The following is a 19,988-nucleotide window of genomic DNA, read 5'->3' as shown; positions in this document are numbered from 1 at the left end:
ATGAGTGAACAGTTTATCGATGAAGCCAGGGCACTGCGTGACAGCGATGCCTTTGATATTCAGGCCGTGCACAACTGGCTGAAAGCGCAGGGCCATGACTATGGTGACGAACTACCTGCCGTTAAGCAGTTTTCCGGTGGCGCATCGAACCTGACCTATCACCTCAAATACGCCGACCAGTACAGTAATAATGATCTTATTCTGCGTCGCCCACCGGCTGGCCACAAAGCCGCCGGGGCGCACGATATGAAACGCGAATACAGCGTGATGGATCGTCTTAAACCTGTGTACCCCTTCGTACCGAAAATGATCGCCTTCTGCGAAGACGACAGCGTACTGGGCAGCGACTTCTACGTGATGGAACGCATGCGCGGCATTATTCCGCGCGGCAATCTGCCACGCGGTATGAACCTCAGCAAAGAACAGGCGCGCGCACTCTGTATTTCGGTATTCGACAAACTGATCGACCTGCATCAGGTCGATTATCAGGCCAATGGCCTGGACGATCTGGGCAAAGGCGCAGGCTATGTGCAGCGTCAGGTTGAAGGCTGGAGCAGCCGTTTTGTTAAATCCAAAACCTGGAATGTCCCCAGCTTTAACAAAACCATGCAATGGCTGAAGGCCAATATGCCGGCGGATGTAAAAACCTGCATTATTCATAACGATTACCGTATGGATAACGTCGTGCTTAATCCGGATAACCCCGGCGAAATTATCGGCGTGCTGGACTGGGAAATGGCCACCCTTGGTGATCCGTTAATGGATCTCGGCGGCGCTCTGGCTTATTGGGTTCAGGCCGACGACGACTTTTTAATGCGTGCGATCCGCCGTCAGCCAAGCCATTTACCCGGCATGCTGACACGGCAGGAAATTGTCGATTATTACTGCGAAAAAATGAGACTGGATGCGAAGCTCTGGCCATTTTACGAAGTGTTCGGATTATTCCGTCTGGCCGTTATCGTGCAGCAGATTTATTACCGCTATCACCATAAGCAAACCGATAACCCGGCCTTTAAAAATTTCTGGTTATTTGTTCATTACCTGAACTGGCGCTGTAACCGCATTATGAAAAAAGCCCGTAAGGCTGGTTTTAAATAATGGCCGGTATTTATCTGGTACGTCACGGTCAGGCCGGCTTCGGTAAGCTGAATTACGATCAGTTGTCCGATACCGGTCACCTGCAGGGCGAATTAGTCGGTAAATCGCTGGCGCTGCGCGGTATTGAGGCAGGCATGGTTGTGCATGGCGCGATGCAGCGCCATCGCGAAACCATGCAGGGTGCGCAGAAGCACTGGCATACCTTCGGCCCGGTCAGCGAGATGGCCGGATTCAATGAATTTGATTCCGACGATGTGATCGCCTGTGCTTACCCACAATTTAAAAATAAAGCGGTGCTCGGCGCCTGGATTCTGGCTCAGCCCAACAAACGTAAAGCCTTTCAGGAATTATTTGCCAACGCGGTTGAGCGCTGGACCAGCGGCAATCACGACAGCGATTATCTGGAATCCTGGACGGCATTTACCGGACGGGTAACAGCCGCCTTAGAGGAATTACTGACCCGGGCTGAGGGTAAACATGTGGTGGTATTTACCTCCGGCGGCCCTATTACCGCCATTGCCCAGCAGTGCCTTGGTTTAACCCACGATAAAGCTTTTGATATGAACTGGACGCTGCTGAATGGTGGCATTACCCAATTGCTGTATAACAGTAAGGGTAAAGTCAGCCTGGCATCGTTTAACGAACAACAACATCTGGCTCAGGCCGGAAAACATTTTCTGACGTATCGCTGAGAAGCATAAAAAGGGAGTCCATTATGAACCCACAAGAACTGTTTAACCTGTCTGGCCGTGTTGCTCTGGTTACCGGCGCCAGCCGTGGTATCGGCGAAAGCATTGCCAAACTGCTGGCCGCAAGCGGCGCACACGTTATTGTTTCCAGCCGTAAAATCGACGGTTGCCAGCGTGTTGCTGACGAAATTAAAGAAGCCGGCGGCAGCGCTGAAGCACTGGCTTGCCATATCGGTGAAATGGATCAGATTGAAGCCTGCTTCAAAGCTATTGAAGAGCGTCACGGCAAGCTGAATATTCTGATTAACAACGCGGCCGCCAACCCATACTTCGGCCACGTGCTGGATACCGGTCTGGACGCTTTCCAGAAAACCGTTGATGTGAATATCCGTGGTTACTTCTTTATGTCGTCGATGGGCGCAAAATTAATGAAGAAAAACGGCGGTGGCTCCATCGTTAACGTTGCTTCTGTTAACGGCGTGATTCCGGGTGATATGCAGGGTATTTACTCCATCACCAAAGCATCCGTTATTGCCATGACCAAAACCTTCGCCAAAGAATGTGCACAACTGGGCATCCGTGTAAATGCCCTGCTGCCGGGACTGACCGATACCAAATTCGCCAGCACCCTGACCAGCAACGACGCCATCCTGAAAATGGCGATGATGCATATTCCGATGAAGCGTGTTGCGATGCCGGACGAAATGGCAGGCACTGTTCTGTATCTGGCCTCTGATGCTTCCAGCTACACCACCGGTGCTGCCATTAACGTCGATGGTGGTTATCTGCTGGTGTAATACCTCACCTCATTCCCACGCTCCGGCGTGGGAATGCCCCCGCACACCTCGTTCCCGCGCTCCTGCGTGGGAATGACCCCGCACACCTCGTTCCCGCGCTCCCGCGTGGGAACGATCCGGTTGCCAGCCTTTCAGGCAGGCGTTAGGCTTCGCCGATTAATAAAACGCTCAGGAGCAGTACCCGCATGGATGTAAAGCCCATCGACCACGAAAAAACAGAAGCTTTTATTAACCGCTGGAAGCAAGGCGGTGGCACCGAGCGGGCAAACTACCAGCTGTTTTTAATGGAACTGTGTGAGCTGCTGCAGCTGCCCAAAGCCGATCCTGCTGGCGACGATACGCGCGATAACGCCTATGTATTTGAACGCAGGGTAATCATCAAAAAACCCGACGGCTCCGAAAATAACGGTTTTATCGACCTCTACAAACGCGACTGTTTTGTACTGGAAGCCAAACAAAGCGGGCTGAATCTGGAATCGAGCGGCTGGGACAAAGCCATGCTGCGCGCCCACAACCAGGCCGACCAATACGCCCGCGCATTGCCAGCCGACGAAGGCCGCCCACCCTTTATTATTGTCACCGACGTTGGCCGCAGCATTGAGCTCTACTCCGAGTTCAGCCGCTCGGGCGCTACCTACACGCCCTACCCCGACGCCCGCAGCCACCGCATAGGCCTTACCGATTTACGCAAAGCCGAAATTCAGGAGCGCCTGCGCACCGTCTGGTTAAACCCGCTCAGCCTCGACCCCAGCCGTCATTCGGCCAAAGTTACCCGCGATATTGCCGACCAGTTAGCCAAACTGGCCAAGTCACTGGAAGGCAGCGGCTACGCGCCGCAACTGGTGGCCGACTTTATGATGCGCGCTCTGTTTACCATGTTTGCCGAAGACGTCGGCCTGTTGCCCAACCGCAGCTTTACCGACCTGCTGCAACGCCTGCACAACAAACCCGACATATTTGCCCCCATGCTGGAGCAGCTGTGGCAAACCATGAACAGCGGCGGCTTCTCGCCCATTCTGGAAAGCACCGTACTGAAATTTAACGGCGGCCTGTTTGCCAGCGCCCACGCCATTCCGTTAAACCGCGACCAGATGGAACTGCTGTTAAACGCCGCCAAAGCCGACTGGCGTTATGTAGAACCGGCCATTTTCGGCACCCTGCTGGAACGCGCGTTAAACCCGCGTGAACGCCACAAATTAGGCGCGCATTACACCCCGCGCGCCTATGTCGAACGGCTGGTACTGCCCACCGTTATCGAACCTCTGCGCGACGAATGGCAGGAAGTACAAACCGCCGCCTTAACCTACGAACAGCAAGGTAAACACAACGACGCCGTCGCCGAAGTGCGCGCTTTTCATAAACACCTGTGCGATATCCGCATACTCGACCCGGCCTGTGGCAGCGGCAACTTTTTGTACGTCACACTCGAACACATGAAACGCCTCGAAGGCGAAGTGCTCAACCTGTTGCACGACTTAGGCGAATCACAGGGCCTGCTGGAACTGGAAGGCGTCACGGTAGACCCGCACCAGTTTTTAGGCCTGGAAATTAACCCGCGCGCCGCTCGCATTGCCGAAATGGTGCTGTGGATCGGTTATCTGCAGTGGCACTTCCGCACCCACGGCAAAGTAAACCCGCCCGAACCCGTGCTGCGCGATTTTCACAATATCGAAAACCGCGATGCCTTAATCACCTACGACCAACAGCAAGTAATCACCAACGACGCCGGCATTCCGCAAACCCGCTGGGATGGCATCACCTACAAACCCAGCCCCATTACCGGCGAACCCATTCCGGACGAAAGCGCGCAGGTAGAACAATACCGCTATCTCAACCCGCGCAAGGCCGAGTGGCCACAGGCCGATTATATTGTTGGTAATCCGCCGTTTATTGGTGCCTCCACCATGCGCCGCGCTTTGGGCGATGGCTATGTCGATGCCGTGCGTAATACCTGGAAAGAAGTGCCGGAATCCGCTGATTTTGTGATGCACTGGTGGCATATCGCCGCCGAAACCGTGCGCGCTGGCACTGCCAAGCAATTTGGTTTTATTACCACCAATTCCATTAAACAAACCTTTAACCGCCGCGTGGTACAGGCGCAGCTGGACGCGAAAAATCCGCTGAATTTAGTCTTCGCCATTCCTGACCATCCCTGGGTGGATGCCGCCGACGGGGCGGCGGTGCGTATTGCTATGACCACCGGCTCATCGTTAACGGCACCAGGTCGTTTATTGCAGGTACGCGAAGAAAACTCCGCCGATAATGCGCAGGATGAAATTGAAGTAAAACTTGCTGAGCAGCAGGGCGTTTTATTCGCTGATTTGCGGGTTGGAGCCAATGTAGCTGCGGCTAAAGCACTGAATGCCTGCCTGAATATCAGCTCACCCGGTGTAAAACTGCACGGCGCAGGTTTTATCGTTACCCCGGAAGAAGCGCACCATTTAGGGCTGGGTCAGATCAGTGGGCTGGAGCAACATATCCGCCAGTACCGTAATGGCCGCGATTTAACCCAGGCGCCCCGTGGCGTGATGGTGATTGATGCCTTTGGGCTAAGTGCAGAAGACCTATGCAGCCGTTATCCGGCGGTTTATCAGCACCTGCTGGAGCATGTAAAACCGGAGCGCGATCAGAACAAGCGCGCAACCTACCGTGACAACTGGTGGATCTTTGGTGAAGCACGCAGAGACTGGCGACAAATGGCCACCGGTCTAACCCGCTATATCGCCACAGTCGAAACCATGAAACACCGGATTTTTCAGTTTTTGTCGATGGATATTCTGCCAGACAACAAACTGGTGAATATCGCGCTAGAAGACGCCAGCATTCTTGGTATTTTGAGCAGCCGCCTGCACGCACTATGGGCGCTGGCAACGGGTAGTCGCTTAGGCGTGGGTAACGATTCTGTTTATGTAAAAACAACCTGTTTCGAAACCTTCCCCTTCCCCGACGCCACCCCGGAGCAACAGGAAACCATCCGCACGTTGGCCGAGCGCCTCGACGCCAACCGCAAACAGCAGCAGGAACAATTCCCCGAGCTGACCTTAACCGGCATGTACAACGTGCTGGAAAAACTTCGTGCGGGAGAAACGCTGACAGACAAAGAAAAAGTGATTCACCAACAAGGCTTGGTATCGGTACTGCGGGAAATTCACGATGAACTCGACCGCGCGGTATTCGCCGCCTACGGCTGGGATGATCTGGCGGATACATTAGTCGGCCTGCCCGGCGCCACCACACCGCTGCCGGATAAGTCAGAAGCACAGGCCGCCGCCGAAGAAGAATTATTGCAGCGCTTAGTCGCACTCAATGCCCAGCGCGCTGCCGAAGAAGCCAACGGCCATATCCGCTGGCTGCGCCCTGAGTATCAGAACCCAAATCAGGATCAGCAAACCAGCAGCGGCGCGGCACCGCAGCAAACCGAAGCCGATCTGGCGATAGACGAAAGCGATACCCCGGCGGAAAAAACCAAAGCGGCGAAAAAACCCGCCTGGCCAAAGAATATGCGCGAGCAGGTAGCAGCCGTGCGTGCGGCTCTGGCGATTGGCGACCTGTCTGCTGCCGCCATCACCCAGCAATTTAAAGGCAAACCAGGGAAACAGGTAGAGTCAGTATTGGGAGCACTGCTGGAACTTGGCATAGTGTCGGAGCACGACGGCATGTACAGCCTGAAAGGCTGACCGAAACACAGGGCAAACAACACAAGGATGTGAACATGACCAGAGAGAAGAAACCGTTACCGCCGCCCCGATCATTCCGCCAGCGGATAGTCAGCGCCGCCGCATCAGCATTGTTTGTTTTGCTGCTGGCGGGCCTGCTGATCACGCTGGAGGTAAAGATCGGCATTACCTACCTGTTCACCTCGGCGCTGCTGTGGGTGCTGATCATCGCCCTTTGCCTGCCACTGCTGCTGTTGTTCTTTCCGGCGCTGGGTTATCCGCTTTTGTTGTTGCTGATGTTGCCTGAGCAAATTATTACTACCTTGCGGAAATGGCGCACGCGGCAGAAATCATCAGAAGACAATCAGTAACCGGGTACGCATTCCAACGCAGGAGCGAGGGAACGAGGCGTTAGGAGCGTGGGCACGAGGTGATAAAATACGGCGATAACGGCGGCCTGTTACAGGACGCCGTTATTTTTTAGCTTCAGATAACACCTTGCGCCAGCATGGCATCGGCCACTTTCACAAAACCGGCGATGTTCGCACCATCGACATAGCTTACGCTACCGTCGTCACGGCAGCCGTATTTCAGACAGGCGCGGTGAATGCCCTGCATAATTTCCAGCAAGCGGGCATCCACTTCTTCGCTGCTCCAGCACAGGCGCATGGCGTTTTGGCTCATTTCCAGACCTGAGGTTGCCACACCACCGGCGTTACTCGCCTTACCCGGCGCAAAGAGCACGGAATTCTGTTCAAACACACTGATGGCTTCGGCGGTACAGGGCATGTTGGCGCCTTCGGCAATGCACTGCACGCCGTTTTTAACCAGTGCCTGCGCATCGTCTTCATTCAGTTCATTCTGGGTTGCGCATGGCAGCGCCACATCCACCGGAATATGCCATGGCGTACGGCCGGCCATATAAGGCAGACCCGCGGCTTTGGCATAGTCTTCCACCCGGCCATAGCGCTCATTTTTAATGCTCATCAGCAGTGCCAGTTTTTCTGCGTCAAAGCCTTCTTCGTCGTAGACCGTACCGCTGCTGTCGGATACACAGACAACGATCGCGCCCAGCTGCATGGCTTTTTCAACGGCGTACTGCGCAACATTGCCGGAACCGGAAATACCAACACGCATTCCTTCCAGTGAACGTCCGGCATGCAGCAGCATTTCCTGAGCAAAATAAACGGTGCCATAACCTGTTGCCTGCGGACGGATTAAGGAGCCGCCAAAACTCAGGCCTTTGCCGGTAAATACACAGTCGGAACGGTTAGTCAGCTTACGCAGCATACCAGCCATGTAGCCGATTTCACGCGCACCAACACCAATATCCCCAGCCGGCACATCGGTATCAGAACCGATATGGCGATATAGTTCGCTGATAAAGGCCTGACAGAAACGCATGATCTCGCCCTGGCTTTTACCCTTTGGATTAAAGTCAGAGCCGCCTTTACCGGCGCCCATTGGCAGGGTTGTGAGGGCATTTTTGAACATCTGCTCAAAGGCCAGGAATTTCAGCACCGACTGGTTCACCGACGAATGAAAACGCAAACCACCTTTATAAGGCCCGATAGCAGCACTGTGCTGCACGCGATAGCCACGGTTAACCTGCACATCGCCATTGTCGTCCACCCAGGACACACGGAACTGGATAATGCGCTCAGCCTCAATCAGCCGCTCCAGCAGCCCCTGTTCAGCGTAATGCGGATGGCTGGTAATAAAAGGCCACAGACTCTCCATCACCTCAGCTACGGCCTGCAGATATTCAGGCTGACCAGGGTTTCGCTGAGCAACAAAATGGAGAAATTCTTTTACTGACTCATAACGCATAACAGGCCTCACATCGCGCATTGAATGGCACACCATCAACGCGTATGACGCCCTGCTATGGTGCAAAGACGCTATTTTTGCCAAACATGGCTTAAAAAGCATCCGCTTTCTTAATATTTTTAACATTAATATGCTTACAACCCGTCCGGCCCTGAGCCCCCTTGTGCTGGCTGTGGCAATATTGCCCCTGTGCAACCTGCTTAGTGGCCAACATAATCAAATAAAAAAGGACATTCCGATGCTGAAAAAACTGCTGTTGATTACAGGACTGGCGCTTGCCGGCGCTGTTTTCTGGCCTTCACCCATAGACTCTGTTGCGGTTAACGCATCCCGTCCGCTGGATTTTGCCGGCATACTCGCGCCTAACGATATGCTGCAAAGCACGCAGATAACCAAACTTCCGGCCGGCAAAGCCGGCGGCGAAGATATTGCCAAAGATAAACTCGGTTGCTTATACACAGGCACACTCGACGGCAGCATTCTGCGCAAATGCCCGTACAACAACTGGGAAACGCTGACCAATACCGGCGGCCGGCCACTGGGGCTGCATTTTGACAGCGAGCAGAACCTGATTATCGCCGACGCAGAAAAAGGCCTGCTGAGCATGAGCCCGACCGCCAAAATCAGCGTGCTGGCCGACCGCTATAACAATGAAAAACTGGGCGTTGTCGACGATGTGGATATCGGTGCCGACGGCACCATTTATTTCTCCGATGCCAGTAACCGTTATGCACTGAAAGATATCGTGCTCGATATTCTTGATGGCCGCCCGTCCGGACGCTTATTTGCTCTTAATCCGGAGAATAACCAGCTGACCTTACTGGCTGATGGTTTTGCCTTTGCCAATGGCGTGGCGGTATCGGCCGATCAGAGTTATGTGCTGATTAACGAAACCTTTACCTATCAGATCAGCAAGGTCTGGTTAACCGGCCCTAAAGCCGGACAGAAAGAAATCCTGCTGGATAAATTGCCCGGCCTGCCGGATGGTATTGCCCGCGCCGCCGATGGCACTTACTGGGTTGCGATGTACGGCCTGCGGCCGAAACTGGTGGATAAATTCCACGCTAACCCATGGGTAAAAAATCAGCTGGCTAAATTGCCAAAATCATTAGCACCTGTACCCAAGCCTTATGGCCTGATTCTGCAGATTAATGCCCAGGGTGAAATATTGCAGAGTCTGCACGACCAGGCAGCGGTTGCTATTGGAGAAGTGACCTCAGTTCAGCCGGAAGATGACGGGCTGTATCTGGGTACATTGCATATGGACCGGATTGGTAAGTGGGCTTTCTGAAGATTGCTGTATCTGGTGGGCATTGCCCACCCTACTTTATGACACTCTAATGCGTTCTGGTTTCTTTGGACGAGACGGCTCTTCGATGCACAGCTCCGTAGGGGGGGGGGCAGTGCCCACCAAAAAATCATTCTCCGAAATCACCTGTTAAATTTTCACTGCTCGCCCAATCTTGTGGATACATCCCCCGCTTCACATAGTCCCGTAGGGTGGGCACTGCCCACCAAAAAATCATTCTCCGGAATCATCTGTTAAACATTCACTGCTCGCCCAATCTTGCGGATATATCCCCCGCTTCACATAGCGATGGAAAGATGAATATGGCCACTCAGCCGCAGCAGAACATAAGCCATGCCTAACGGGATTAATAAAAATATATTCAACATGACGAATCAAATCGTTCTCATCTCTGATCTGATGTTCCCAGAATCTTCGTTGCCACAGACCAGAATCTCTTTCGCCGCTATAACCTAAATGCTTGCTGGTCAGCCTTTTTATCTTTCCTATCCGGCTCGAGTAATCGTAATCACCCTCAGGTAATGCCCAGATGCAATGCATATGATCGGGCAAGAGAACCCAGGCAACAATATCGAATGGTTGAGTCTGACGAACAGATGAGATGCTTTCACGTAATGCCTGCCGGACATCAGGCGCAGTCAATAACGGCTTTCTTTTTGCCGTTACAATAGTAAAAAAGAATGTGCCCCCAGGGGCTTTGGCTCGCCGATAATAAGACATGATCATTTCCTTTGATCAATTTTTTATATGCTTGAGGTTGGTGGGCAGTGCCCACCCTACCTTATTGAATGCCGAATGCCGAATGCCGAATGCCGAATGCCGAATGCCGAATATACTGTAGGGTGGGCACTGCCCACCAGACAAAAAAATCAGTGCGCCTGCTCCCAGTTATCACCAATTCCGGCTTCCACTACTAACGGCACTTTTAATTCTGCCGCCTGTTCCATTTGCTTTTTAAGTTCTGCCGCAAAGGCTTCCGCCTGATCTTCCTTCACTTCAAGAATCAGTTCATCGTGCACCTGCATCAGCATACGTGCATAAAAACCACTGTCGGGCAACCAGGCGGCAACGCGAATCATGGCTCGTTTGATAATATCGGCAGCGGAACCCTGCATCGGCGCGTTAATCGCGGTACGCTCGGCATGCTGGCGACGTGGTGCATTTTTCGCGCGGATTTCCGGCAGGTATAAACGGCGACCGAAAATGGTTTCTACATAACCCTGTTCTTTCGCGTGTTCGCGGGTGTTATCCATATAATCACGCACACCCGGATAACGCTGGAAATACAGGTTCACATAATCCTGTGCTTCGCCACGGCCAACGCCAATCTGTTTCGCCAGACCAAAAGCCGACATGCCGTAAATCAAACCAAAGTTAATGGCTTTAGCGGCACGGCGCTGGTTATCGCTGACGTTTTCTTCTGTTTCACCAAACACTTCAGCGGCGGTTGCACGGTGAATGTCGCGGCCATCGGCAAAGGCTTTAAGTAGACTCGGATCGTCAGAAAGATGCGCCATAATGCGCAGTTCAATCTGACTGTAATCCGCCGCGACCAGTTTATAACCGGCTGGTGCAATAAAAGCCTGACGGATTTTCCGGCCTTCTTCCGAGCGGATCGGAATATTCTGCAGGTTAGGGTCGGTAGAGGATAAACGTCCGGTTGCCGCCACCGCCTGATGGTAAGAGGTATGCACGCGGCCAGACTCCGGCGCAATCATTAATGGCAGCTTATCGGTATAAGTGCTTTTTAATTTCGCCAGACCGCGATGTTCCATCAGCAATTTAGGCAGCTCGTAACCATCGTCGGCCAGTTCCTGCAGCACTTCTTCGGCGGTGGATGGCGCACCTTTGGGCGTTTTCTTTTTGACCGGAAGCTGCTGTTTTTCAAACAGGATTTCGCCCAGCTGTTTTGGCGAGCTTAAATTAAATACCTGACCGGCGGCGTTATGGGCTTCCTGCTCCAGCTGTTGCAGGCGCTGCTCTATCTGTTGGCTCTGTTCGTGCAGTAAATCGGCATCAATTAATGCACCGGTTTCTTCCATACCACACAGTACCGGCATAACCGGCATTTCAATGTCTTCAAAAACTTTTTGCAGGCTTGGTACGGCCTGTAATTCCGGCCATAAGCGCTGGTGCAGACGCAGGGTAATATCGGCATCTTCGGCGGCATAAGGCCCGGCCTTATCGGTATGAATCTGATTAAAGGTCAGCTGCTTGGTGCCCTTACCGGCAATCTCTTCAAAGCTGATATTCTTATGGCCAAGATATTTCAGCGCCAGGCTGTCCATATCGTGACGGGTAGCAACCGAATCAAGAATATAGGATTCCAGCATGGTATCGAACTGCACACCGCGCAGCTGAATACCGTGGTTAGCCAGTACGTGCATATCGTACTTCATATGCTGGCCGACTTTTTTATGCGTTTCGCTTTCCAGAATTGGCTGCAGCTGCGCTAAAACCTCTTCGCGATTAAGCTGGGTTTTACCTTCCGGAATACATTCCGCGTCGTGTGCCAGCGGCACATAGGCGGCCTTGCCGGCTTCCACCGCAAAGGAGACACCGACAATGCGGGCTTCTTTATAATTAAGCGAGGTGGTTTCGGTATCGAAGGCAAAGAGTTCTGCGTTTTTAAGCTTCTCCAGCCAGGTATCCAGTTCTGTCTGGGTAAAAATAATATCGTACTGAGTGTCACCACTGAATGCTGAGGCCATGGCCTGTTCGGCAGCCTGCTGCTGACCGGAAACAGAACCGGCCGAGGCGGTTAATTCAAACGCCGGAACAGCATCGGCCGAATGACTCAGTTCGGCAATCCAGGCTTTAAATTCCATCTCGCGGAATAAATCCAGCAGCTGAGCATTATCGGCCTCGCTGCTTTTAATTTCAGGCAGGCTGAATTCCAGATCGACATCACATTTAATGGTGGCCAGCACTTTCGATAACAGCGCCTGCTCTTTATGTTCTTCCAGACGGGCGGCCATGGTTTTTGCACCGCGGAATTCCAGCGTTGCAACCTTATCGAGATTATCGTAAATCGTTTCCAGACTGCCTAAGCCAGCGACTAATCCGACAGCCGTTTTTTCACCGACTTTAGGCACGCCGGGAATATTATCAACTTTGTCGCCCATTAAGGCGAGGTAGTCGATGATATGCTCGGGCGGTACGCCGAATTTTTCTTTAACGCCATCCACATCGAGAAAGGTATCAGTCATGGTATTAATCAATGACACATGGCTGTTGACCAGCTGCGCCATATCTTTATCGCCGGTGGAAATCACCACATCCTGATTATGCTCAATGGCCTGGGATGCCAGCGTGCCAATCACGTCATCTGCCTCTACCCCTTCGATAATCAGCAGCGGTAAACCCATCGCGCGGATAATGTTATGAATAGGCTCAATCTGCTCACGCAGCTCGTCCGGCATCGGCGGACGATGGGCTTTGTAGTCAGCATAAATATCGTTACGGAAGGTCTTACCTTTGGCATCAAACACCACCACCAGCTGTGAGCCGGTGTAATCTTTCTGCAGACGTTTGATCATGCTGATCACGCCCTTGATGGCATTGGTGTGCAAACCTTTGGAATTGGTCAGCAGCGGAATCGCATGGAAGGCGCGGAACAGATAGGACGAACCATCGACGAGAATCACTGGCTTAGACATGATATTGGTCAAATCCTTGGCTGGGGTTTCGGTGGCGGGCGGCGTACAATGCCACCAGAAGAATCATTATTGAGGCGCAGTTTACCATGAAGATTCAGCAACTTCTGGCGACAATCCTGTTTGTTCCGGCTCTGCTGGCCAGCGGCAGCGCCCTTGCGGCCGAGCCTGTCGGCGAGACCGTCACCATCCGCAACGATGGCGATAATACCTATTACGAATTCCGTATTAACGGCGAAATCAGCGAGATCAAAGTTGTGCCTAAAGTCGGCCCGGCCTACTACCTGATTCCTTCCGAGCAGGAAACTAACGAGTTTGTACGCAAAGATAACCCGCAGATGCGCGTACCGAAGTGGGTTATCTTCCGCTGGTAATAAGCCCATATTTTAAGCCTGTCGGGCGATTACCCCTGACGGGCATGAATGCCAGTATGGCCCCGCCTGTGGTGCCTGCGGCAATCAGGCCCGCAACACGACCAAAATCAACCAGCCTGCTGACCTCCGGATACTTCCCATGTCTGTTTATACCTCGCTGAGCCAGAGCGACACCGAAGCCTTTCTTGCCCGATTTGAATTGGGTACGTTAGTTTCATATAAAGGCATCACCGCCGGTATCGAGAACACCAACTACTTCGTTACCTGCCAGCAGCAAGGCCGGCAGAGTGAGTATGTACTCACCCTCTTTGAGCACCATAACAGCAGTGAAGTGCGTGAGTTTGTGCGTCTGGCGCATCATCTGGGGCAACAGGGACTGCAGGTTCCGGCGCCACTGGCCGCACGTGATGGCGAATGGCTGCACAGCCTGAAAGACAAACCGGCGATTATCTGTCCGCGCCTGCCCGGCGAACATATCCATGATCCGCAACCGCAACACTGCGCAGCCATTGGCCGCGCACTGGCGGAACTGCATCTGGCTGCCCTGCCGCTGCATAACCGCCGCAATGACAGCCGTGGTTTTGACTGGTGGCTTGCGATCAGCCCGGAGCTGAGCAGTGACTTAACCCGTGAAGATCAGAGGCTGCTTGAAGACGAACTGCGCTTTCAGACACAACAGCGCAGCCAGTGGCTGAGCCTGCCGCAGGGCTGGATTCATGGCGACCTGTTTCACGATAACGCCCTCTTCACCGCTGATGGCCAGGTTGGCGCCATTCTCGATTTATACAACGCCTGCGATGGCGCGCTGCTCTACGATCTGGCGATTATCGCCAACGACTGGTGCTGCGATATTAACGGCGACTGGAAAGCCGGTTGTACGGAAGCCTTATTAAACGGCTACGAAAGCGTACGGCCATTAAACGATGCAGAAAAAAACAACTGGAATTTAGTGTTAAGAGGCGCAGCCCTGCGCTTCTGGCTGAGCCGCTTATTAACCCGCCGCATTCAACAGCAACAGGCCGGGGAAATGGCGCTGCAGAAAGATCCGGCGGAGTTTATGAATAAATTAAAGCGCCAGCGTGGTGCAGACGACTGTCAACATTTACTGTCCAGCTGATGTCTGAATCCTGGTTAAATCACAGCAACACGATGCCATCGCAAGCTCCCCCCTTAAGGTATATCTGAGACATACCCATTACGGCGTACTTTAACGCTTAAATATCCGCCATATGTCATTGTCTGCCGGTGATCGGCTTCCAGAGTCAACTTCACCGTCCTCCCGGGTCAATACCAATACAGTTTCAGGGGTTTATCGTTACGTAATCAATTCAGCGTCAGAACAGGTGTGTTATATGGCCAGGCATATTTCGTCCGAAGTACTGGTGGTCGGTGGTGGTATTGCCGGTATCGTTACTGCGCTTGAATTACTGCGCGCCGGCAAACGTGTCACTCTGGTTGACCGGGATTCAGCAGAGCGTTTTGGCGGACTGGCATTATGGGCATTTGGCGGCATGGCGCTGGTAGGCACATCCTTACAGGCGGCGATGAGAATACCTGATACGCCGCAACGCGCTCTGCGGGACTGGATACGCTTCGGTGAACTGAATACGCACGACCAGCATTCGCTGGCCTGGGCAAATTATTACGTCGAAAATTCCTGCACAGAAGTATACGACTGGCTGAAAAACGAAGGCGTTAAATTCATGCCGGCGGTCAATTGGGTTGAGCGCGGTATGTATGGCGATGGTAACAGCGTTCCCCGCTATCACATTGTTTATGGTACATCGCGCGAGCTGGTCCGCATTCTTAGCGCAGCATTGCAGCGGGCCAATAAGAATAATCTTCTGACACTGCTGCACCGCCACAGAATCACAGCACTGAACAACGACAGTAATAACAGCATCTGTGGCGCAACCGGCATTGATGAAGAATCCGGTGAGACCGTTACCTTTTCAGCTCATACCGTCGTGCTGGCCAGTGGCGGACTAAACGGCAGTCACGAACAAACCCGCGCTAACTGGCCAAAAGAGCGGCCAATACCGGCAACAATGCTGAATGGTGCCCATCCTTTTGCCGATGGAAAAATGCATCAGGAAGCCTCTGCTAAATTCGGCGGCCATATCGTTAATGCCGGTGAGATGTGGAATTACGCGGCGGGTTTTGCTCATCCTTATCCGCATTTTAACGGTCACGGCTTATCGACGATTCCCTGTAAATCAGCGCTCTGGCTGGACCATAAAGGTAAGCGTATCGGACCAGAGCCACTGGTCACCGGTTTCGATACCCACTGGTTATGTCAGCGGGTTGCAGAACAGGAAAAACCCTGGACCTGGCATTTACTTAACTGGCGTATCGCCGCCAGAGAATTTGCCATTTCCGGCGCTGAACATAACCAGCGCATCCGCGATAAACAATTTCTCCGGTTTTTATTCGAAACATTGCTCGGCAATCATCGCCTGGTGAAGCAAATGGCGAACGAAAGTCCCGATTTTATCGTCGCCAATACGCTCGCCGGACTGGCGGAAAAAATGAATGCGCTGACCCAGTCACTGGATATTGATGCCGCCACCCTGCAGGCCACCGCTGATGAATTTGATGCAAACTTTATTGGCGGCAAAAAACTGGAAAATGATGACCAGATCCGCCGCATTCTGCATGCCCGCCAATGGGGGCCCGATCGTTTGCGCACCTGTAAGCCTGCCCCCTTACAGAAACCCGGTTCCGGGCCTTTTATTGCCATCCGCATGCAACTGGTTACACGTAAAAGCCTCGGCGGTTTACGCACCGATTTAGCCAGCCGCGTTCTGGGTGAGAATAATCAACCGGTAACCGGCCTTTATTGCGTGGGAGAAGCCGCCGGTTTCGGCGGTGGCGGCAGTAACGGCAAACGCTCGCTCGAAGGTACTTTTCTGCCCGGCTGCATTATGACGGCACGGGCAGCCGCAAAATCCATTATTGCCAACGCATAGTCGGCAGAAACGCCCCAGGAGAATAACTATGACCAATGGCGCACAAGCTCTGATGAAAACGCTGGTCGATGCCGGCGTCGAAGTCTGCTTTACCAACCCGGGTACCAGTGAAATGCACTTTGTTGCAGCACTCGACAGCGAACCCAAAATGAAAGCCGTACTGGCGCTGTTTGAAGGAGTCGCCACCGGCGCTGCCGATGGCTACGCCCGCATGGCCGACAAACCGGCCGCCACTCTGCTGCACCTGGGTTGCGGCCTGGGTAATGGTCTGGCCAACCTGCATAACGCCCGTAAAGGCAAAGTACCGGTGGTAAATATCGTCGGCGACCACGCGACTTATCATGTGAAATACGATGCCCAGCTGCAGTCGGATATCGAAACCGTGGCGCGCAACGTATCGCCGGGGTTTGTCCGCACCTCACAAAGCACAGCAGAACTGTGCAATGACGCAGCAGAGGCCGTCGCCGCCGCCAGAAGCTTTCCGCGTCAGGTTGCAACCCTGATTCTGCCGGCCGATGTATCCTGGGGCGACGGTGGTATACCAGCAGCACCACTGCCACCAACCGTTGCCCCCTGCGCCGACGATGCCACCGTCGGCGCTATCAGCAACGCCATCCGCTCCGGTGGTAAAACGGCGTTCCTGCTTGGCGGTCAGGCTCTGCGCGAACCGGCACTGCTTGCTGCGGCTAAAATTGCCGCCCACAGCGGTGTACGTCTGCTGGCCGAAACCTTCCCGACCCGCATCGAACGCGGCGCCGGTCTGCCGGCCGTAGAGCGCATCGCCTATCTGGCTGAACTGGCTGGAGTGCAGCTGGCGGATATTGAGCATCTGATTGTGGTCGATTCCAAAGCGCCGGTTTCATTCTTTGCCTATCCGGGCAAGCAAAGTTATCTGGCTCCGGAGGGCTGTCAGGTACACACACTGGCCAGCCCGGAACAGGATGCCGTCGCCAGTCTGGAAAAACTGGCTACTGCGCTGGGGGCCGGAAACAACGCTCCTGCATTACAGGCAGCGCAGCGCCCCGCTCGCCCGCGTGGTCGTCTGACTGCTGAGAAAGTATGTAAAGCCGTTGGTCATCTGTTGCCGGAAAACGCCATCATCGTCGATGAATCCAACACCTCCGGCCTGATGCTCAACGCCATGACCAGCGGCTGCCCGCGCCACGACATGATCACCCTAACCGGCGGTGCTATCGGCCAGGGGCTGCCGAACGCCATTGGCGCTGCGATTGCCTGCCCGGATCGCCCGGTCATTGCCCTGATCGGTGACGGTACCGCCATGTACACCATTCAATCGCTGTGGACCATGGCGCGCGAGCAACTGAACGTGACCTCTATTATTTTCAACAACGCTTCCTATTCGGTACTGAATATCGAACTGGAACGAGTTGGCGCGGAAGAAATCGGCCCTAAAGCGAAAGCGCAACTTGACCTTACCGGCCCGGTACTGAACTTCGCTCAGCTGGCTCAGGGAATGGGGGTACATGCGGTACGGGTGAGTACAACCGAAGATCTGCTCAAGGCTCTGGAATATGCACAGGCTCATCCTGGCCCGCACCTGATTGAGGCTATGGTGCCGGAGGCCCTGAACGGTGTGAAGCGTAAGATTTTACCCTGGGTGTTACGCTCATTGCCGAATCTGCCACTGTCGGTTACCCGCGCACTGAAGCGTAAAATTGCACCGTAATCAGCCAAAATTAAACCCGGCCTTTGCCGGGTTTAATTCGTTAATTACTCTGCCAGCGCCTTAAGGCCATTTAAATAAGCAATTAATTCCCGATCACTCCACAGTCCCTGCGCCCGGTACCAGAGTGCGGCCAGATAGCTCATCTGTGTTTTGGCAAATTCCCAGCCACGATAATGTTTTAAACCATAGGCCTGCAGTAGGGTCTGTTCATCATCGGCCGATAAATCCACGCCCTGTAATAAAGCAGCCAGATCCCATAACGGATGACCGATAGCCGCGTATTCCCAGTCAAGCAATACCAGTTTGTTCTCAGCTGTCTGTATCCAGTTGGGGGCGGTCGGGTCCATATGGCACAGACAGCGCTGATTATCCGGAGCGCCGCTCAACAGGCTTTGCAGCGGACCACGCAGCGCCAGTAATTCTTCAGCTGCCGCCGTCATGCGATCCATAACGGCAAAATGTGCAGTAATGGTGTCCCAGTAATGGCCGGCTTTTTCACTGATGCTGAGCGTTGGTATTCCGGCAGGCGGGTACAACTGATGCAGTTGTTGTAATTGCTGCGCCATGATTAACAACAGTGGCAGATCCAACTGCGGATTGGTTAATGGCGTGCCCGGCACATAATCGCGAATCCAGTAATGGCCGCTTGGTGAACGGAAGCGAATGGTCGGCGTCAGCCCCTGTGCCGCCACCAGATGATGTACCTGCAGCTCGGCCGCGCGGTTAATATCCAGCGCTCTGGAATTCCGCCCTTCTACCCGCAACACATAATCGCCTTCCGGCAAACGCAGCAAATAACAATGATTGGTAAGTCCACCGGGTAATGGACTGATATTATCCAGCGTTGGCGCTTCGCTGCACAATTGCCAGTGTGGCCAGTCGTCTAAAATCTGCTGCAGCATAGGTATCGCCTTATTGTTGTTATTCGGCTACTTTCCACGCCGACGGCGTGGTCAGCACAGTATTATCATCGCTGTTCTGTTGTGCTTTAAGTTGTGCCTTAAATTGTGGCAACCAGTTAAACCAGCCAATAATGACCAGCACCACGTACACCGCCATCAGCAGCGCCGTTAAATACAGCTCACGGTCGATATATAAAAAGATCGCAACACTGTCGACAACGATCCAGTAGAGCCAGTTTTCCAGTACTTTTTTTGCCACCATCCAGGTAGTAATCACCGCACCCCAGGTGGTGAATGAATCAAGATAAGGCAATACCGCCGAGGTGTTTTCGCTGAGCAGATAACCGCTGATACAACTCAGAACAATCACACTGCCAATCGCCAGCAGGTGTTGTTTTAATACCCAGGACTGTATTGGTAGCTCAGCAGCCGCAGCCTGTGAGTTCTCATGTTTATCATCTGCCCTTTTATTGGCCCGCCACAGCCACCAGCCATAGACCGCCATAATCAGGTAATATACATTCAGCGCCGATTCCATCAGCAGGCTGACATTCCAGAACAACCCGATAAAAATAGCCGTACTGCCAAAGGCCGCGTACCAGCACCAGATGCTCTGCTTCATGGCCAGCACTAAATAGGCAATACCCAGAATAACAGCGACCAGTTCCCAGCCGCTCATGGCCTGCGCCGCCTGTTCGATATTGCTCCAGATATCCGCCATTATGTATTCCTGCTTAAAGTCGGTGTTCAGCCGTGTGGATTAAGTGCCGGATCGAGATTGGTACCGATAAATTTGCAGACAAAAATGCTCTTGCCGAACTGCTCCCAGCTCAGGCGCATTTCTTCTTTTAAGGTATCCATCACCAGATCATAGTCACCGAATACCTGAGTACTCATGGTATTGGTAACGATGGTTAACCCTTCAACCTGATTCAGACGGTCAATAAACGATTTAATCGCCGGAATATAATCATCGGCCAGAGGGTATTTGCTGATTTCTACTGATATTTCCATTTGGATC

At 53.2% G+C, this 19,988-nt stretch carries 16 protein-coding genes; 10 read left to right on the top strand and 6 right to left on the bottom strand.

Annotated features, from left to right (window positions below; translation table 11 throughout):
- The 5 genes from HUF18_RS05190 to HUF18_RS05170 all read left to right on the top strand — a co-directional run bounded on the left by HUF18_RS05190 (window position 1) and on the right by HUF18_RS05170 (window position 6,611).
- The gene (locus HUF18_RS05190; protein WP_225691388.1) at window positions 1-1,098 is read left to right on the top strand and encodes a phosphotransferase family protein; all 1,098 of its coding nucleotides are present in this window, start codon (window positions 1-3) and stop codon (window positions 1,096-1,098) included.
- On the top strand, window positions 1,098-1,790 hold the full coding sequence (locus tag HUF18_RS05185) for a histidine phosphatase family protein (RefSeq protein ID WP_145467081.1): 693 nt from the start codon (window positions 1,098-1,100) through the stop codon (window positions 1,788-1,790). The genes HUF18_RS05190 and HUF18_RS05185 overlap by 1 nt, the downstream gene beginning before the upstream one ends.
- Window positions 1,791-1,813: 23 nt before the next feature.
- Window positions 1,814-2,584 carry an SDR family oxidoreductase gene (locus tag HUF18_RS05180; protein WP_225691387.1) on the top strand — a complete coding sequence of 257 codons (771 nt, stop codon included), beginning with the start codon at window positions 1,814-1,816 and terminating at the stop codon, window positions 2,582-2,584.
- Between the two features lie 185 nt (window positions 2,585-2,769).
- Window positions 2,770-6,261, top strand: a complete 3,492-nt coding sequence (locus HUF18_RS05175; protein WP_225691386.1) for a class I SAM-dependent DNA methyltransferase — start codon at window positions 2,770-2,772, stop codon at window positions 6,259-6,261.
- Window positions 6,262-6,290: 29 nt separating this feature from the next.
- Window positions 6,291-6,611, top strand: a complete 321-nt coding sequence (locus HUF18_RS05170; protein ID WP_225691385.1) for a hypothetical protein — start codon at window positions 6,291-6,293, stop codon at window positions 6,609-6,611.
- Between the two features lie 115 nt (window positions 6,612-6,726).
- Here HUF18_RS05170 and gdhA read toward each other — a convergent pair whose 3' ends face one another.
- Window positions 6,727-8,070 (bottom strand): NADP-specific glutamate dehydrogenase, encoded by a 1,344-nt coding sequence (gdhA, locus tag HUF18_RS05165; protein ID WP_225691384.1) that lies wholly within the window; start codon window positions 8,068-8,070, stop codon window positions 6,727-6,729.
- Between the two features lie 238 nt (window positions 8,071-8,308).
- Between gdhA and HUF18_RS05160 the strand changes: the two genes are divergently transcribed.
- On the top strand, window positions 8,309-9,361 hold the full coding sequence (locus tag HUF18_RS05160; RefSeq protein ID WP_225691383.1) for an SMP-30/gluconolactonase/LRE family protein: 1,053 nt from the start codon (window positions 8,309-8,311) through the stop codon (window positions 9,359-9,361).
- Window positions 9,362-9,592: 231 nt separating this feature from the next.
- Here HUF18_RS05160 and HUF18_RS05155 read toward each other — a convergent pair whose 3' ends face one another.
- Complete coding sequence (locus HUF18_RS05155; RefSeq protein WP_225691382.1) at window positions 9,593-10,099, bottom strand: REP-associated tyrosine transposase; 507 nt, start codon at window positions 10,097-10,099, stop codon at window positions 9,593-9,595.
- A 149-nt stretch (window positions 10,100-10,248) separates the two neighbouring features.
- A complete protein-coding gene (gene polA / locus HUF18_RS05150) occupies window positions 10,249-13,038 on the bottom strand; it encodes a DNA polymerase I (RefSeq protein ID WP_225691381.1) in 2,790 nt (929 codons plus the stop codon).
- 86 nt (window positions 13,039-13,124) lie between these two features.
- Here polA and HUF18_RS05145 point away from each other — a divergent pair, with 86 nt between their 5' ends.
- From HUF18_RS05145 to HUF18_RS05130, 4 genes are all read left to right on the top strand, one after another.
- Window positions 13,125-13,409 carry a DUF2782 domain-containing protein gene (locus HUF18_RS05145; RefSeq protein ID WP_145467093.1) on the top strand — a complete coding sequence of 95 codons (285 nt, stop codon included), beginning with the start codon at window positions 13,125-13,127 and terminating at the stop codon, window positions 13,407-13,409.
- A gap of 139 nt (window positions 13,410-13,548) precedes the next feature.
- Window positions 13,549-14,526, top strand: coding sequence for a homoserine kinase (locus HUF18_RS05140; RefSeq protein WP_225691380.1), 978 nt, complete (start codon window positions 13,549-13,551; stop codon window positions 14,524-14,526).
- A 235-nt stretch (window positions 14,527-14,761) separates the two neighbouring features.
- The gene (locus HUF18_RS05135; RefSeq protein WP_225691379.1) at window positions 14,762-16,378 is read left to right on the top strand and encodes an FAD-dependent oxidoreductase; all 1,617 of its coding nucleotides are present in this window, start codon (window positions 14,762-14,764) and stop codon (window positions 16,376-16,378) included.
- Window positions 16,379-16,406: 28 nt separating this feature from the next.
- Entirely contained in the window at window positions 16,407-18,065 is a 1,659-nt protein-coding gene (locus tag HUF18_RS05130) for an acetolactate synthase large subunit (protein WP_225691378.1), read from the top strand.
- Window positions 18,066-18,109: 44 nt separating this feature from the next.
- Here HUF18_RS05130 and HUF18_RS05125 read toward each other — a convergent pair whose 3' ends face one another.
- From HUF18_RS05125 to HUF18_RS05115, 3 genes are read right to left on the bottom strand one after another with little or no spacing between them, the layout of a single operon-like run.
- Window positions 18,110-18,967, bottom strand: coding sequence for a choline/ethanolamine kinase family protein (locus tag HUF18_RS05125; protein ID WP_225691377.1), 858 nt, complete (start codon window positions 18,965-18,967; stop codon window positions 18,110-18,112).
- Window positions 18,968-18,986: 19 nt separating this feature from the next.
- Window positions 18,987-19,688: a nicotinamide riboside transporter PnuC gene (gene pnuC, locus HUF18_RS05120; protein WP_225691376.1), complete on the bottom strand. Its 702-nt coding sequence runs from the start codon at window positions 19,686-19,688 to the stop codon at window positions 18,987-18,989.
- Between the two features lie 26 nt (window positions 19,689-19,714).
- The gene (locus HUF18_RS05115; RefSeq protein ID WP_145467106.1) at window positions 19,715-19,981 is read right to left on the bottom strand and encodes a YkoF family thiamine/hydroxymethylpyrimidine-binding protein; all 267 of its coding nucleotides are present in this window, start codon (window positions 19,979-19,981) and stop codon (window positions 19,715-19,717) included.
- Window positions 19,982-19,988: the final 7 nt, after the last annotated feature.

The sequence above is a fragment of the Thalassolituus sp. ST750PaO-4 genome (genome assembly GCF_020320405.1).
Taxonomy (GTDB): domain Bacteria; phylum Pseudomonadota; class Gammaproteobacteria; order Pseudomonadales; family Oceanobacteraceae; genus Venatoribacter; species Venatoribacter alkanivorans.
Note: the sequence above shows the minus strand (reverse complement) of the source record. Positions and strands in the feature narration are given on the sequence as shown.

Excerpts from the sequence above, each read along its gene's own strand:
- HUF18_RS05190 (WP_225691388.1), top strand. The coding sequence starts at position 1 with ATGAGTGAACAGTTTATCGATGAAGCCAGGGCACTGCGTGACAGCGAT.
- HUF18_RS05185 (WP_145467081.1), top strand. The coding sequence starts at position 1,098 with ATGGCCGGTATTTATCTGGTACGTCACGGTCAGGCCGGCTTCGGTAAG.
- HUF18_RS05180 (WP_225691387.1), top strand. The coding sequence starts at position 1,814 with ATGAACCCACAAGAACTGTTTAACCTGTCTGGCCGTGTTGCTCTGGTT.
- HUF18_RS05175 (WP_225691386.1), top strand. The coding sequence starts at position 2,770 with ATGGATGTAAAGCCCATCGACCACGAAAAAACAGAAGCTTTTATTAAC.
- gdhA (WP_225691384.1), bottom strand. The coding sequence starts at position 8,070 with ATGCGTTATGAGTCAGTAAAAGAATTTCTCCATTTTGTTGCTCAGCGA.
- HUF18_RS05160 (WP_225691383.1), top strand. The coding sequence starts at position 8,309 with ATGCTGAAAAAACTGCTGTTGATTACAGGACTGGCGCTTGCCGGCGCT.
- HUF18_RS05155 (WP_225691382.1), bottom strand. The coding sequence starts at position 10,099 with ATGTCTTATTATCGGCGAGCCAAAGCCCCTGGGGGCACATTCTTTTTT.
- polA (WP_225691381.1), bottom strand. The coding sequence starts at position 13,038 with ATGTCTAAGCCAGTGATTCTCGTCGATGGTTCGTCCTATCTGTTCCGC.
- HUF18_RS05145 (WP_145467093.1), top strand. The coding sequence starts at position 13,125 with ATGAAGATTCAGCAACTTCTGGCGACAATCCTGTTTGTTCCGGCTCTG.
- HUF18_RS05140 (WP_225691380.1), top strand. The coding sequence starts at position 13,549 with ATGTCTGTTTATACCTCGCTGAGCCAGAGCGACACCGAAGCCTTTCTT.
- HUF18_RS05135 (WP_225691379.1), top strand. The coding sequence starts at position 14,762 with ATGGCCAGGCATATTTCGTCCGAAGTACTGGTGGTCGGTGGTGGTATT.
- HUF18_RS05130 (WP_225691378.1), top strand. The coding sequence starts at position 16,407 with ATGACCAATGGCGCACAAGCTCTGATGAAAACGCTGGTCGATGCCGGC.
- HUF18_RS05125 (WP_225691377.1), bottom strand. The coding sequence starts at position 18,967 with ATGCTGCAGCAGATTTTAGACGACTGGCCACACTGGCAATTGTGCAGC.
- pnuC (WP_225691376.1), bottom strand. The coding sequence starts at position 19,688 with ATGGCGGATATCTGGAGCAATATCGAACAGGCGGCGCAGGCCATGAGC.
- HUF18_RS05115 (WP_145467106.1), bottom strand. The coding sequence starts at position 19,981 with ATGGAAATATCAGTAGAAATCAGCAAATACCCTCTGGCCGATGATTAT.